At 68.7% G+C, this 13,662-nt stretch carries 14 protein-coding genes, 1 tRNA gene and 1 pseudogene; 9 read left to right on the top strand and 7 right to left on the bottom strand.

Going from position 1 to position 13,662, the window contains the following annotated elements; genetic code table 11:
- Nucleotides 1–84 precede the first annotated feature (84 nt).
- Nucleotides 85–624 carry a hypothetical protein gene (locus D3654_RS20560; RefSeq protein ID WP_162943779.1) on the top strand — a complete coding sequence of 180 codons (540 nt, stop codon included), beginning with the start codon at nucleotides 85–87 and terminating at the stop codon, nucleotides 622–624.
- Nucleotides 625–639: 15 nt separating this feature from the next.
- Here D3654_RS20560 and D3654_RS17330 read toward each other — a convergent pair whose 3' ends face one another.
- Entirely contained in the window at nucleotides 640–1,059 is a 420-nt protein-coding gene (locus tag D3654_RS17330) for a hypothetical protein (protein WP_120522702.1), read from the bottom strand.
- Between the two features lie 100 nt (nucleotides 1,060–1,159).
- Nucleotides 1,160–1,459 (bottom strand): DUF4193 domain-containing protein, encoded by a 300-nt coding sequence (locus D3654_RS17325; RefSeq protein WP_120522701.1) that lies wholly within the window; start codon nucleotides 1,457–1,459, stop codon nucleotides 1,160–1,162.
- A gap of 283 nt (nucleotides 1,460–1,742) precedes the next feature.
- On the opposite strand from D3654_RS17325, the pseudogene D3654_RS17320 reads away from it, so the two are divergent.
- Nucleotides 1,743–1,976, top strand: a pseudogene (locus D3654_RS17320) (RNA 2'-phosphotransferase); the annotation flags it as partial.
- A gap of 42 nt (nucleotides 1,977–2,018) precedes the next feature.
- On the opposite strand, the gene D3654_RS17315 reads toward D3654_RS17320, so the two are convergent.
- Both D3654_RS17315 and D3654_RS17310 read right to left on the bottom strand, forming a co-directional pair.
- Entirely contained in the window at nucleotides 2,019–2,675 is a 657-nt protein-coding gene (locus D3654_RS17315) for a VOC family protein (RefSeq protein WP_120522699.1), read from the bottom strand.
- 363 nt (nucleotides 2,676–3,038) lie between these two features.
- Nucleotides 3,039–3,128 (bottom strand) — tRNA-Ser (locus D3654_RS17310).
- 85 nt (nucleotides 3,129–3,213) lie between these two features.
- Between D3654_RS17310 and D3654_RS17305 the strand changes: the two genes are divergently transcribed.
- The 3 genes from D3654_RS17305 to D3654_RS17295 are packed head-to-tail and all read left to right on the top strand — an operon-like array spanning nucleotide 3,214 to nucleotide 5,634.
- Nucleotides 3,214–4,242 (top strand): zinc-dependent alcohol dehydrogenase, encoded by a 1,029-nt coding sequence (locus D3654_RS17305; protein WP_120522698.1) that lies wholly within the window; start codon nucleotides 3,214–3,216, stop codon nucleotides 4,240–4,242.
- 2 nt (nucleotides 4,243–4,244) lie between these two features.
- A complete protein-coding gene (locus D3654_RS17300; protein WP_120522697.1) occupies nucleotides 4,245–4,634 on the top strand; it encodes a 6-pyruvoyl trahydropterin synthase family protein in 390 nt (129 codons plus the stop codon).
- 4 nt (nucleotides 4,635–4,638) lie between these two features.
- The gene (locus D3654_RS17295) at nucleotides 4,639–5,634 is read left to right on the top strand and encodes a glycosyltransferase family 4 protein (RefSeq protein WP_120522696.1); all 996 of its coding nucleotides are present in this window, start codon (nucleotides 4,639–4,641) and stop codon (nucleotides 5,632–5,634) included.
- A 7-nt stretch (nucleotides 5,635–5,641) separates the two neighbouring features.
- Here D3654_RS17295 and D3654_RS17290 read toward each other — a convergent pair whose 3' ends face one another.
- Genes D3654_RS17290 through D3654_RS17280 form a run of 3 tightly spaced genes read right to left on the bottom strand, consistent with a single transcriptional unit; the run spans nucleotide 5,642 to nucleotide 7,342 of the window.
- Nucleotides 5,642–5,923, bottom strand: a complete 282-nt coding sequence (locus tag D3654_RS17290) for an acylphosphatase (protein ID WP_120522695.1) — start codon at nucleotides 5,921–5,923, stop codon at nucleotides 5,642–5,644.
- Nucleotides 5,920–6,342 (bottom strand): VOC family protein, encoded by a 423-nt coding sequence (locus D3654_RS17285; RefSeq protein ID WP_245413306.1) that lies wholly within the window; start codon nucleotides 6,340–6,342, stop codon nucleotides 5,920–5,922. Before D3654_RS17285 ends, D3654_RS17290 begins: the two co-directional genes overlap by 4 nt.
- Nucleotides 6,343–6,394: 52 nt before the next feature.
- Nucleotides 6,395–7,342, bottom strand: coding sequence for a LysR family transcriptional regulator (locus D3654_RS17280; protein ID WP_120522694.1), 948 nt, complete (start codon nucleotides 7,340–7,342; stop codon nucleotides 6,395–6,397).
- Nucleotides 7,343–7,458: 116 nt separating this feature from the next.
- On the opposite strand from D3654_RS17280, the gene D3654_RS17275 reads away from it, so the two are divergent.
- From D3654_RS17275 to D3654_RS17260, 4 genes are all read left to right on the top strand, one after another.
- Nucleotides 7,459–8,724, top strand: coding sequence for a TDT family transporter (locus D3654_RS17275; RefSeq protein WP_245413305.1), 1,266 nt, complete (start codon nucleotides 7,459–7,461; stop codon nucleotides 8,722–8,724).
- Nucleotides 8,725–8,902: 178 nt separating this feature from the next.
- On the top strand, nucleotides 8,903–10,438 hold the full coding sequence (locus tag D3654_RS17270; protein WP_205571845.1) for an MDR family MFS transporter: 1,536 nt from the start codon (nucleotides 8,903–8,905) through the stop codon (nucleotides 10,436–10,438).
- Entirely contained in the window at nucleotides 10,431–13,019 is a 2,589-nt protein-coding gene (locus tag D3654_RS17265) for a PEP/pyruvate-binding domain-containing protein (protein WP_120522693.1), read from the top strand. Before D3654_RS17270 ends, D3654_RS17265 begins: the two co-directional genes overlap by 8 nt.
- On the top strand, nucleotides 13,016–13,639 hold the full coding sequence (locus tag D3654_RS17260; protein WP_120522692.1) for a TetR/AcrR family transcriptional regulator: 624 nt from the start codon (nucleotides 13,016–13,018) through the stop codon (nucleotides 13,637–13,639). Before D3654_RS17265 ends, D3654_RS17260 begins: the two co-directional genes overlap by 4 nt.
- Nucleotides 13,640–13,662 lie beyond the last annotated feature (23 nt).

The raw sequence follows: 13,662 nt of genomic DNA, 5'->3' as shown, positions 1-13,662 counted from the left end.
ACCGGCAACGTCTGGTTCGAGCAGAGGGATAGAGCACGTTGCTGCCCCACAATAATTGTCGGTGCCCGGTGGGATCCTGCAATTATGGCCAAGCGTCGTAAATCTAGCAGCGCTGCCGCATTGGGTGCCGGTGGCGCCGGGTGTGGCCCAGCCGGCTTTATCTTCCTTCTGCTGGTGATCTGGTTCATCAGCACGTACTGGGTAGCCATCCTGGCAACCCTCTGCGTCATCACGGTGATCGTCGGGCTGATAGTTGCGTCTGTGATCGTCGGGAGAACCCCGACACCTGAAGTCAGTCAGGAGTCACAGGAACCGCCGCGGCTACCGGCCCAGGCTCCCAAGCCGGTCCGGAGGGCCAAACCGGTTCGGACGCCCAAGCCCAAGACTCTTTCCGCTGATGAACTTGCGGCACAAATGCGCGCTTTCAAGCAAACAAGTCACTTACGGGCGATGCAGGAATGGGACTACGAGTGGATCCTGCTGGCGTACCCCAACAAGAGCAGCGGGGAAATCAGCGAAATCGCCAATGCCCACTTCGCTCACGGACGATCGATCGGCGTCAACTGCGGCGACCCCACGCTCCCAGGCTTCAACGTCCGGGAGCCGGGCAAGCATGACCCGTAACTGGGGCTGCCGCCCCTACGCCGATCGCGAGCTGAGGAGTTGCCTGAGGCAGCTCTCGTAACCGGCCATGATGTCGTTGAAATGCTGCAGCTGCAGCCCCCCGTTGACGGCAGCTGCTTCCCAGGCGTCGGGCACCTCATTGTCCAGGAAGCACAGCAGCGGTTCCTGGACGACGCCGTCGCGCTCCAGTGTGGCGATTGCCCACGGGTGCGCCGGGCGGGCGACCCTGATGCCGGCTGCCGCGAGCGGCTCAGCGAGCAGGTTGCGGGTGACTACGCGCCACGAGGCAAGGTACGGCTCGCAAAGCTGATCGACGAGGTCGCTGTCCTTGCTGTCGTACGCCCGCCACAGGTCATCGGTGAGCGCATCCCATTCTTCTTCCGTGCGCACCAACAAATGGGCCGCGCGGACTTGTGCAGTGAGGACATTGAGCACTGTGCTTCTCCTTTTGATTGAGAGGCTGCCGAGTCGATTTTCAGAACAGGGTAATGCCCTTCCCTGATCATTGCCTGTCACAAGACCAAGGGGTCGAACGTCAGCCTTCGCACTCCACGCAGTAGCGGAGCCCGTCCTTCTCCTTGGCGATCTGGGAACGGTGACGCACCAGGAAACACGAACTGCACACGAACTCGTCCTCGCCCTGCGGGATGACCTGAACGATAAGTTCTTCCGCAACGATCTCTCCACCGGGTCCGCCGGCGTCGAGTCCGTCAGTTTCATCCAGCTCCAGCACCACGCTCTTTGCCGTCGGTGCACCGGCTGTCTGCAGCGCCTGCAGGGACTGTTCCTGCGACTCCTTTACGTCCGAGCGAAGTTCGTCGTAATCAGCTGCCACTTGGTAATGCCTCACTTTTTCTCAGGGGTGGTCCGCGAAGGAACAACGTACAGGGTGCCTTGGGAATTCCCTAATGCGCCGGTTCGCTGATCCGCCCGAAGGACCGCGGGCGCCGGGGCCGGTGAAGGGCACTTTCTTCGGAAGGGCTCTGTGTGGGATGAGCCCATGTCTGCTGTGCCGCGGATTTCGAATGGCTACAAAGGGGGAACCGTCGTGATGTTGATCGATGTCGACTTGAGCCGGGCTGTTTCTCATGCGCTTGTTTCACTGAACGGCACCTGAGAGATGGTCCCTGATTCAGGTTGATGGGCCGTTGCCCATGCGTCGTCAGTCCCTGCACTTGTCGGTGGACCGCGCGATGGCAGTGATGGTGGGGCGACGAAAGAGAGCCAGCCCGGTCGTATTGACAGTCGATGCCAGCGCCGCGGAAGTGGCAGGGACCATGTTCTACCGTGGCAATGAGTCGGTGTGGCTCGCCGACGGCATTCCCGCTCAGTTCATCAACGCAGGGGCTTGAAAGCCGGCCGCGCAGCTTCGTCGCGGAACATTTCTTTGGTGGTCATTCCGACTCAAGGATCACGTCGCCCAGCGGCGTGGATAGTGCGGCGCGCAGCCCCGATTCCGGAACATGCGTCACACCCTGAAGCGCCAGCACCTGGCGTACCAGCGTCGGCAGGCCCCCCAATCGCAGTTCGCGCAGCGTGACGCCGCTGGCCGCCATGTGGTCGGTTGGGTGGGTGCCGTCCCACTCGATCAGGGTCGGCAGCGCGCCGCCCAGCTGTAGTCCGCCGTCGTCGCGGACCAGAACCTGCCAGGCCAACCGTCCATTCGGCGTGTCGCGGGACATGGCGATGGGCAATCCAAGGTCGATTCCGACGGCGGCAAGGTCCCTCCGGTGTCTATCCAGCATGCGGCTGCGTGCCACCACGTGCACCAGTCGGGGCGAAAGGGCGATGCGCTCCTGCAATTCGGGGTCGTCGAGGCCGAACCAGCGTCTGCGCTGCGGCGGCGGAGCCTCGGGATCGATGGCGATGATCTCGAAGTACGTGGCCGGGTAGGCTGTCGACGCGATGCTGAACACCCGGTTGTGTGTGCCCATCAGCGGGTGCTTGCCGCCCGGCCCCGGTACGATCCCGAGCGTGATTTCGCACCAAGCCACGCCCTGCTCCAGGCTGGTCGCGGCGACGACGAGGTGATCGACTTGGGTGCTGCTCACGGGCACACCTTACCGCGGGCGCAACCGCCCTTGAAGGGTGGCGGCGCGTGGCCCCCTCAGTCCTTGATCGGCGTGACCAGCCTGAACATGCCCGTCATGTCGCCCGACGTGAAACCGCTAGCCGACGGTGCTCCTCCGGAGTCGGAAGCCGGTCGGAAAGGGTGTAGCCGATGGTCATGCGGCCATCCTAGTAGAGTCCTTGAAGCGCAGGCTCATCCTTGACGCGGGAGCTCAACCTGAGTCTTGGCGGCGAACATTGCGCGAAGGAATTCCATCCGCTGCTGGATGATCAGCCGGCCTGATTCCACCAAAGCAAAAGGCCCCGGTTCCCTTGTAAACAAAGGGAACCGGGGCCTTCTCATGTGGCGGTGACGGTGGGATTTGAACCCACGTTGGCTGTTACACCAAACAACATTTCGAGTGTTGCACCTTCGGCCGCTCGGACACGTCACCAACTGGAATAGGTTACCGGAGGTGGCCGCGGTTCCCCAAAACGGCCTTCCAAAGCAACCCGCCCCCGGCTAGATTCGTGAGCAGGATGACCACCCCCGAAGAACGCAACGAAGCGGCCGAACACAGCCAACGGCGAGGCAGCCACGCCACCGCCTACTGGACCGTGGGCCGGGGCAGGGGTGAGCTCCGCGCCGAAGAGCTGCCCGAACCCAAGGCCAACGAGGCACTCATCCGGACCCTCTATTCCGGCATCAGCAAAGGCACCGAACTCCTGGTCCACGAGGGCCACGTCCCGGAAAGCGTCGCCGGGACGATGCGGGCTCCGCACCAGGAGGGCGACTTTCCCTCACCTGTGAAGTACGGGTACCTCTCGGTCGGCGTTGTGGAGCAGGGGCCGGAGGACTGGCAAGGCAAAAAGGTCTTCTGCCTCCACCCGCACCAGGACCGCTACGTCGTGCCGCTTGAAGATCTCACAAGAATCCCCGACGGCGTCCCGCCCCGCCGCGCGGTCCTCACCGGCATGGTGGAGACGGCGCTCAACGCGCTGTGGGAGGCCGGGCCGCGGCTGGGTGACCGGGTGGCCGTCGTCGGGGGAGGGCTGTTGGGCGGCACCCTGGCGGCACTGCTGCGGAAGTTCCCGCTCCAGCGGCTCGAACTGGTGGACGTGGATCCCGACAAGGAACAAACCGCCAACGTGCTGAAGATCGGCTTCGCCCGCCCGGAAGAAGCCCAAAAAGACTGCGACCTCGTCTTCCACTGCTCCGCAACCAGCGAAGGGCTGCGGCGCAGCCTGCAGCTGGCGGGCGACGAAGCCCGGGTCATCGAGCTCTCCTGGTTCGGGGACGCACCGGTAAGCATCCCGCTCGGCGAGGACTTCCACGCCCGCCGGCTCTCGATCACCGCCAGCCAGGTGGGCGTGGTTGCCCGGGCCCGCCGCCACCGGCGCAGCACCGCCGAACGCCTGGAACTGGCCGTCGGCCTGCTGAAGGACCCGGTGTTCGACAACTTCCTCAGCGCAGATACGAGCTTCACCGAACTCCCGCACACCATGGAACACCTGGCGGCAGACCATGACCGCAGCTCCTGCCACGTGGTCAGCTACCCGGAAGGATAAGCATGTTCAGCCTCACCGTCCGACGCCATTTCATGATCGCCCACAGCCTCCCTCGCGAATCCTTCGGCCCGGCCCAGGGCCTGCACGGGGCCACCTTCGTGGCCGAGGTCAGTTTCCGCTGCGCGGACCTGACGCCGGACGCCGTCGTGATCGACATCGGCGCGGCAGGCGAGCTGCTCCAACACGTCCTGGACCGGCTGAACTACAAGAACCTGGACGAGCTGCCCGAGTTCGCCGGCCAGCTGACCACCACCGAGGTCCTCGCCAAGTACATCGCCGAACGGCTCGCGGACGCACTGCCCGACGGCGCCGGGCTGGCGGGGATCGACGTCGTCCTCCGCGAAAACCCCGACGCGTGGGCCGGCTACTCGCTGGAGCTCCCGGAACGCTAGGACCATGACCATCCGCTTCATCGTCCCGGGCAACATCGGGCACCGCTCCGGCGGGAACCTCTACAACGCCCGGCTGGTGGAGCACTTGGAGGCGCTGGGCGCACGCACCGAGGTGGTGATGCTCGACGGCGGGTGGCCGCCCGGGCGGCCCGAGGACCGGGAGTCCTTCGCCCGGGTCCTGCGTGGAGCGGGACTGGCGCTTGTCGACGGGCTGATCGCGGCCGGCGCGCCGGGAGAGATCGCTGCCGCGGTGCAGGCCGGCACGCGGGTCTGGATCCTCTCGCACATGGCCGTCACGGCCCACGCGGACCTCGAAGCGCAGGCGCTTGCCGCCGCGAGCGGGGTGATCTGCCCGAGCTTCTTCGCAGCTGAGAACCTCAAGGAACGGTACGGCCTGGACCGCGTCCACGTGGCGCTGCCCGGCACCCTGCCCGCCGAAACCGCGACCGGATCGCAGCCACCCCATATTGTCTGCGTGGCCGCCCTGCTGCCGAACAAGAGCCAGTTGCTCCTGGTCGAGGCGCTGGCCCGGCTCGGCGGAACGCCGTGGACGGCGGCCCTCATCGGTTCCCCGGAGGCGGACCCGCGCTACGCCGCGCAGGTGCGGGCCGCCGTCGGGCAGTCCCGGCTGGCGGACCGGATCCGGCTGACCGGCGAACTTCACGGGCCGGAGCTCGAAGCGCAATGGCACGCGGCGGACCTCAGCGTGCTGGTCTCGGCCAGCGAGAGTTTTGGCATGGCCGTGCCGGAATCCCTGGCCCACGGTGTCCCGGTGATTGTCCGGCGGGGAACGGGGGCCGAGGAAGCGCTCGGGCAGTCCGGCGCCGGCGCGGCTGTGGAGCTCGACGGCGGCCCGGCCGCCTTGGCGGATGCGCTCGCCGCCTGGCTGGAGGACCCGGAGCTGTCAGCCCGCTGGCGAGCCGCAGCACTTGAGTGCCGTGCGAGCCTGCCGAGCTGGACCGCCACCGCGCAGGGCGTCCTCGCCGCGATCCGGGCGTGAGGCAGGGTCACTCCACGCCGAAGCCGGAGAACTCCCCGCTCGCGCGGCCCAGCGACGCCTCCACATGCTGGACACGGCCCGGCGCCCTGTTGGAGCGCAACCAGGCCAGCAGTGCCTCGGCGCCCTCGGGAGTGCCCTCGGCCACCACGTACACCGAGCCGTCCCAACGGTTGACGGCCTCTCCGCTCAGTCCGAGGCGGCGGGCCTCCACCATGGTCCGGTAGCGGAAACCCACGCCCTGCACCTGCCCGGTCACGGTTGCAGTGAGGCGGACCAGGTCTTCGCTCATGCCGCCCCCGAGCCGTACGGGCGGGTGATCGCCTCGAGCAGGTGCCCGTCGGGGTCCTTGAAGTAGACGCCGCGGCCGCCGTCGTTGTGGTTGACCTGCTGCGGGCGGGTCCGCCCGGGGTCGGCCCAGTACGGGATTTCCTCGGCCGAGATCCTGGCGAGGATGCCGTTGAAGTCGTCCTCGGAAACCAGGAAGGCGTAGTGCTGCGGCTTGATGTCGCCCTCGGAGGTGGCGAAGTCGAGGGCCACGCCGTGCTCCAGCGCCACGGTCATGAACGACCACATGGGCGTCGGCGCGGGCAGGCCCAGGATCCGGGCAAGGAATTCGGCGGAGAAGCGCTTGTCCCGGGCGTAGACGATGGTGTGGTTGAACTCGATGGCCATGTGGTCCTCCTCGGCAGGCACCCCTCGAGTGCCCATGTTCCTCCTCCGGCCGTCCTATGACCAGACGGGCTCAAGTGACCAGAGGGGCTCAGGGCAGGCGCGCCGCGCCCGGCATCGGGCGGGCGGCGATCGCGGCGAGGTCCCGCGCGGCACCCGGCGGCGGGGTGTTCCCGGAGAGCCACACGGCGCTGAGGCTGCGCCGCAGGACCAGCCCGCGCACGGGCACCGCTACCAGCCGTCGCAGGGTGACGTCGTCGCGCACGGCGAGCGCGCTGAGCACGGCAGGAGCGGTTCCGGCGGCGACGGCGGAACGGACGGCCGCCGTCGTCGGCAGCTCCACGAGGGGAGCGGCCTGCTCCGGGATGCCGGCCGCTGCGAGCAGGTGCTCGAGCGCGTCCCGGGTGCCGCTGCCGTGTTCGCGCGTGACCAGCCCGACGCCGGCGAGTTCGGCCGCGGTGACCGGTGCCTTCCGCCGGGCCCAGCGGTGCCCCGGGGCGACCACCAGGACCAGTTCGTCTTCCTGCACGACGGCGGTGCTCAGGCCGGCGGGCAGCTGCGGGCTTTCGATGAAGGCGATGTCGGCGTCGCCGGAGCGGACGCGGGCCGCCGCCGTTTCGCTGTTGGACACGGCCAGTTCCACGACCGTGGGCGTGAGGCCGAGGGATTCCTGCTGCCGGCGCAGCGCCACCAGCCAGTGCGGGAGCAGGTGCTCGGCAATGGTCTGGCTCGCGGCAACATGCAGCTGGCGGACGGCGTCGGAACGGAGCGAGGCGATGCCAGCGTCGAGCCGTTCGGCGGCGGCGAGGACGTCGGCGGCCCAGCCGGCCACGAGTTCGCCGGATTCGGTGAGCGAGGAGCCCCGGGGCGTGCGGGTCAGCAGGGCCGCGCCGATCCTGGATTCCAGCGAGCGCATCCGGGAGGACACCGCCTGCTGCGACAGGCCGAGCTTCTTCCCGGCGGCCGACAGGCTGCCGAGTTCGTGCACGGCGGCGAGCATCTCCAGCGCGGACAGATCGGGGATGCGGGAGCTGAGCACGGGGTTCTCCTGGTTCGCGCGCCGGCCGGGCGGGTCCGGGGGTACAAGGCCGGCTTGTACCCTGACAAGTGTATGCCCCCTACTTCGGCACTTGCGGGCACGGAAGCATGGATGGCATGGGAATTCTGATGCTCGGCGATGCGCGTCAACACAAGGTCGCCCAACGCAAGGGGCGCTTGCTGCTCCGCAGGCTTGAGCGGCCGTCCGAACTGTTCGCGAACCTCGGCCCGAACTGGTTTGCCACCATCATGGGCACCGGGGTCATCGCCACCGCTGGGGCTAGCCTGCCGGTGCAGTTTCCCGCCCTGCACGCCGTGGCCACGCTCTTCTGGGCGGCGACCTCCCTGCTGCTGCTCCTGCTGGCCGCGTCCACCGGGATGCACTGGGCCCGGCACCGCGACAATGCCCGGGCCCACCACAACCATCCGGTGATGGCGCATTTCTACGGCGCGCCGCCCATGGCCCTCCTGACCGTGGGCGCAGGCACGCTGCTCCTGGGCAAGGACGTGCTGGGGGAGCGCCTCGCCCTGGGCATCGACGCCGTGCTCTGGGTGCTCGGGACCCTCCTCGGCCTGGCCAGTGCGTTCGCCGTCCCATATCTGCAGTTCACCCGCCACAAGGTTTCAGCCGCCGACGCATTCGGCGGCTGGCTGATGCCCGTGGTGCCGCCGATGGTCTCGGCCTCCACGGGTGCGCTGCTGCTGCCGTACCTGCCGGCCGGCGAGGCACGGCAGCTGATGCTGATGGCCTGCTACGCCATGTTCGGGCTGAGCCTGCTGGCCTCGCTGCTCATCATTCCGCTGGTGTGGCAGCGCCTGGCGGTGCACAAGAACCTCGCCGCCGCCGCGGTACCGACCCTCTGGATCGTGCTCGGACCACTGGGCCAGTCCATCACCGCGGCCAACCTGCTCGGTGCCAACGCGCACTTCGCGGTATCGGGGACGCTGCTGCACGCGATGGAGGCCTTCGGCGTGCTGTACGGGGTTCCGGTGCTGGGCTTCGCCCTCCTCTGGGCAGCTTTGGCCGCCGCGATCACCCTGCGCACCGCCCGCAGCGGACTGCCGTTCAGCCTCGCCTGGTGGTCCTTCACCTTCCCCGTGGGCACCTGCGTCACTGGCCTGAGCGGGCTCGCCGCGCATACCGGACTGGGCGCATTCAAGGCGATGGCCGCCGTCGGGTACGTCCTGCTGGTGGGTGCCTGGGTGCTGGTCGCCGTGCGGACTTTCCGGGGGAGCGTGCTGGAGGGGACGCTGTTCCAGGGGGCGGCGCCTGCGCCTGCCCCGCAGCAGGCGCCCGTTCCGCAGCCCGCGCTGAGCCCGACGGCGGCCTGGCCGCGTTCGTCCCGCAGATCAGGTGAGGTGCGGGCCGCCGACGTCGCCTGATCTGCAGGATGAAGGACCGATGCCCGCGCCGCAAACCTCCGGCCTAAACCCGTTAGAAAACGTTGAGTTCTCTATTGGTCCGGCGTAGCATTTTTAGGAAACGCACCGGACTCTAATCGCTGCCGGACTCTCATAATCCGGCCGAGCCCGGTCGCCGTACCGAGGCCAAGGACACGGCATGGACAGCACGCAGCACGTCAGACTCCCGATGCCGCGCGCGCTCCGTGCCGCCCTGCCCGGGCTGCTGCTGGTGATGTTCCTCGGGGCCCTGGACCAGACGATCATGGCCTCGGCGCTTCCCACGGTGGCCGGGGACCTCAATGGCCTGGACCAAATGTCCACCATCATCACCGGCTACCTCGTGGCTGCCACGGCCGCCATGCCCGTGACCGGGAAACTGGGCGATGCCTACGGCAGGAAGCGGGTACTCCAGGCCTCCCTCATCCTGTTCACCGTCGGCGCCGGACTCTGCTCGCTGGCCCAGTCGGTGCCCGAACTGATCGCCTACCGCGCCGTCCAAGGCGCCGGCGGAGGCGGCCTGATGATCGCGGCACAGGCGGTGATCGGCGAACTCGTCAGCCCCCGCGAACGCGGCAGGTTCCTTGGCATCATCGGCGCTGCCTTCATCCTGGCTGCCGTGACGGGCCCGCTTGCCGGTGGCGCGGTGGTGGACCTGCTGTCCTGGCGCTGGATCTTTTATGCGTACCTTCCCGTGGGGTGTGCGGCCCTCGTGGTGGTCTCCCTGACCCTGCATCTGCCACAGGCGCCCCGGGGACGGCGGGTGGACTACGGCGGAGCGGCCCTTCTCAGCCTGGCGATCGTCTCCATCATCCTGTTGTGCAGCGGGGGCGTTCACAACGGACCGCAGTGGCTCGTGCCAGTGCTGGCCGCCGTCGCCTTCGCCGCCGTCGCGGGCTGGCTGGCCACGGCCCGGCGGGTCAAGGACCCGGTCATCCCGCTGGCGCTCTTCCGGGACCGGGCGTTCTCCATCCCCACTGCGGTCAGTTTCCTGATCGGCTTCGCCATGTTCGCCGCGGTGAGCTACCTGCCCGCGTTCCTCCAAGTGGGAATGGGCATGTCCGCCACGGCGTCGGGCGGCATGCTCATTGCCCTGATGGCCGGCCTCCTGCTGACGACGTCCGTGTCCGGCGCCCTGATCACCCGCACCGGACGCTACAAGGCATATCCGGTGGCGGGAACCTTGCTCGCGGCCCTGGGCACACTGCTCTTCAGCACCCTTGACGCCGGAAGCAGCACGGTCCTGGTCACGGTGGCGATGGTGGTCCTGGGCCTGGGGATCGGACTGGTCATGCAGGTCATGGTGCTGGCCGTGCAGAATTCCGTGCAGCGGCGCGACCTCGGAACAGCGACATCCACTGTTGCTTTCATGCGGCAGGTGGGTGCCTCCGTCGGTGTCGCGGTGATCGGCTCCCTCATCGCGGCCCGCTTTGCGCTCGCCGTTCCCGGCGACGTGGCAGCAGCCCTGGGGAGCCGCATCAATTCCCTCACACCCAAGGCGCTGGAGGCTTTGCCCGCCCAGGACCGCGCCGCCGTCGCCGAGGCCTTTGGCCGGGCGCTGCCGCCCGTCTTCGGCTATGCCGCACTGGTGCTGTTCGCCGCGTTCGTGGCCACCCTGTTCCTGCCCGAGCGCGAACTGCGCACCACCTCGTTTTCAGACGTCCAACCGACTCTCCGGGAGCCCCGCAATGACTGAAAAACCCGTAGGTACCCTCGCCGAATTCGGTGCCCGGGACCTCCCAGCGGCGGGCGGAAAGGGAGCGAATCTGGGCGAACTGCTGCGGCAGGGCTTCCCGGTTCCGGAAGGTTTCGTCGTCACCACGGCTGCGTACACCACGACCCTGCGCGATACCGGGCTGGACGCGCGGCTGCTGGCACTGTTGCAGGTTCCTGACGGCGGAAATCCCGACGGCGGCGCCCTCCGGGAGCTGGTCAGCGCCGCCACGGTGCCGCCCGAGGTGAGGTCGTCGATTGCCGCGGCGTACGCCGCGCTGGGCGCGGGACCCGTCGCCGTCCGGTCGAGCGCCACGGCGGAGGACCTGCCGGGTGCCGCGTTCGCGGGGCAGCAGGACACCTTCCTCAACGTCATCGGCGAGGAGGAGGTGCTGAACGCCGTCGTCCGATGCTGGGCTTCCCTGTGGACCGACCGGGCCGTGGCCTACCGGCAGCGCCAGGGGATCGACCCGCGCACGGTGGCGATCGCCGTCGTGGTGCAGAAAATGGTGGAACCCCGGAGCGCGGGAGTCATGTTCAGCGCCAACCCGGTGACGGGCGAGCGCGGCGAAATCGTGGTTGATGCGGGCGCCGGACTGGGCGAGGCCGTGGTGTCGGGGCTGGTGACACCTGAACACTACGTCCTGGACGGCAAAGGGCACACGCTGTCCTTCACGCCCGGCGGGAATGAAGTGATCGTCCGGGCCGTGGCGGGCGGCGGCACCGAGGAAGTGGCCCCGGCCGGACCATCGCGGGCGGACTCTCAGCCGGCGGACCCTCAGCTGACCGATGCGGAACTGGCGGAACTGGCGCAGCTGGCACGGCGGGCCGAAGAACACTTCGGCTGTCCGCAGGACATGGAATGGGCTGTTGCGGACGGCCGGATCCAGGTGCTGCAGTCGCGCCCCATGACGGGCCTGCCGCCGCAGCCGCCGGTACTCAGCCGCTTCCAGCGCAGGGTCGGGCCGTTCTTCGTGGAGATGTTCCAGCAGCGGCCCTATCCGCTGGACGTGTCGGGGTGGATGCAGCGCGGCATTTTCGCGATGCTCGGCCGGATGGCAGGCAGCGTGGGCGTCAGGTTCCCGCCGCTGCACCAGATCCTTCCGGAGGAGGACGGCGTGGTGCTCCAGCTGGTACCCCCGGTGCCCAGGCCTACCCTGCGCACCCTCGCAGCACCGGTCTCCGTTGGCCGGAGGGTGCGCCGCTTCAGACCGGCCGAGTGGACCCGGGACCGCCGGTTCTCCGAATTCCTTGCCGACGTGGAGCGGCTGCGCGGCAACGATCCGGCTCGGCTCAGTTGGACCGGTGTGCTCGGCCTGGCCAGGGATACCTTCGCCGCGATGGAGAAGATCACGGACCTGCGGGTTTCCTACCTGCCGGGTTCGTTCGTGCCGCAGGCCAAGCTGCGGCTCATGCTCCTGCTGCTGGGGAAAGCCCGGCTCGCTTCGGCCCTGATCGCCGGCGCCGAAACCCGGACCAGCCAGGCCAACCGCGCCCTCGAAAACCTCGCCGCCCTCGTCAGGAACGATGCTGTCCTTTCCCCGGCGTTTGCCGGCCTCCACAACGGCGGCTCCCGGGACGGCAGCGCGGCGGCCCTCCTGGAGAGGGTGGAGAACGATCCGGCGTTCGAACAGTTCCGCGCCCGGTTCCACGCCTTTCTGGCCGAATTCGGCCATCGCGAGACCGTCAGCGTGGTGCTGAGCAGTGCGCCCACCTGGTCCGATGCGCCCCACGTTGTCCTGGGCCTGGTCAAGGCGTTGACCGGCGAACGGCCTCCCGCTACGGACCAGACCGGTGCCGCGCTCGCGGAACTCAAACGGCATCCGGCCTTGCGGGCCGCCGCCGTCCGCCGCCGGGTCCTGGCCGCCGTCGACGACGCCAAAACCGGCATGGCGTTCCGGGAAGACAGCCACTTCTACGCCACCATGGCGCTGCCGCTGCTCCGGCGGGCACAACTGGAGCTGGGCCGCCGGTTGGCGGACGCCGGCGTGCTGGATGCCCCCGGGGACGTGTACCACCTGCGCTTCGAGGAACTGGAAGCGGTCACGGAAATGCCCGACGGCGGTGCGCTGCCGGCGTGGGTGCGCGAACGGTACCGCCCGCTGGTGCTTGCCCGGGCCGCCAAACGCCGCGAACTGGCAGGGTTCCCGCTCCTCGACCCGGCCGTGCTGTTCACCGCCGGCCGGCGGCCGGAACGAGCCCTGGCCTTCGGAACGCTGCTTAGCGGGACCGGCGCCAGCCGCGGCCAGGCCTCGGGAGTTGTGCGCGTGGTGCAAGGTCCGGAGGATTTCGGCACCCTGCGCAGCGGCGAGATCCTGGTCTGCCCCTACACCAACCCCTCGTGGACGCCGCTGTTCCAGCGTGCCGCGGCCGTGGTGGTCGACGCCGGCGGCCTCGGCTCGCACGCCGCGATCGTGGCGCGCGAATACGGGATACCGGCCGTCATGGGAACAGCCAAGGGCACCAAAGTCCTGCACGACGGCCAGCGCGTGCTCGTTGACGGGAGCCGCGGTGAAGTCCGGGCGGCCGGCGACGGCCAGCACGCCACGGGGACGCCGTCATGACCCCCGCCCCCGGAACCGATCACCGCACACTGCCCCGCCGCCGCGGCGCCGCCCTGAACAGTGCCATCTTTGAGGCCGTGCGCGCCGAAATCGCCGAATCCGGTTACGCCGCCTTGACCATGGAACGGGTTGCCGAGCGCGCCCGCGCCAGCAAGGCCTCGCTCTACCGGCGCTGGCCCGGCCGGGCCGCGCTGGTGCTGGACGCCGCTTATGACGCGATGCCGGACTACAGCTCCGCGCCGGACACGGGAAGCCTGCGGGGTGACGTCCTGGCCCTCATGCGGCAGATCGTCCTCCTGCTGGAAGGAGTGGTGGGCGAAGCCATGATCGGACTGTTGGGCGAATCCCTGCAGAACCCGGACGCGGCGGCGCAGATCAGGGAATTCGGGCGGGGGAACATGGTGCGCACCATGCGCGAGATCGTCGGCCGGGCGGTGGCACGCGGCGAATGCGAGGCAGGCCTCGTCACCGAACGGCGGCTGGAAGCCGGGCCGGCGCTCCTGCGCCAGCGGGTCATGTTCTCGGGCCTGCCCGTCGGTGACGACTACCTCCAGGAGGTGGTGGACGACGTCGTCCTGCCGCTTTTCGGCGTCCGTCCCGAAGCTCAGCCGGAAGGGTGAGTCTCGCCCGGCTCTTGCGGTGC

It is taken from the genome of Arthrobacter celericrescens (assembly GCF_003614925.1).
GTDB lineage: Bacteria > Actinomycetota > Actinomycetes > Actinomycetales > Micrococcaceae > Arthrobacter > Arthrobacter celericrescens.
The sequence above is the reverse complement of the archived record's forward strand: the minus strand, read 5'-3'. Positions and strand labels throughout refer to the sequence as shown.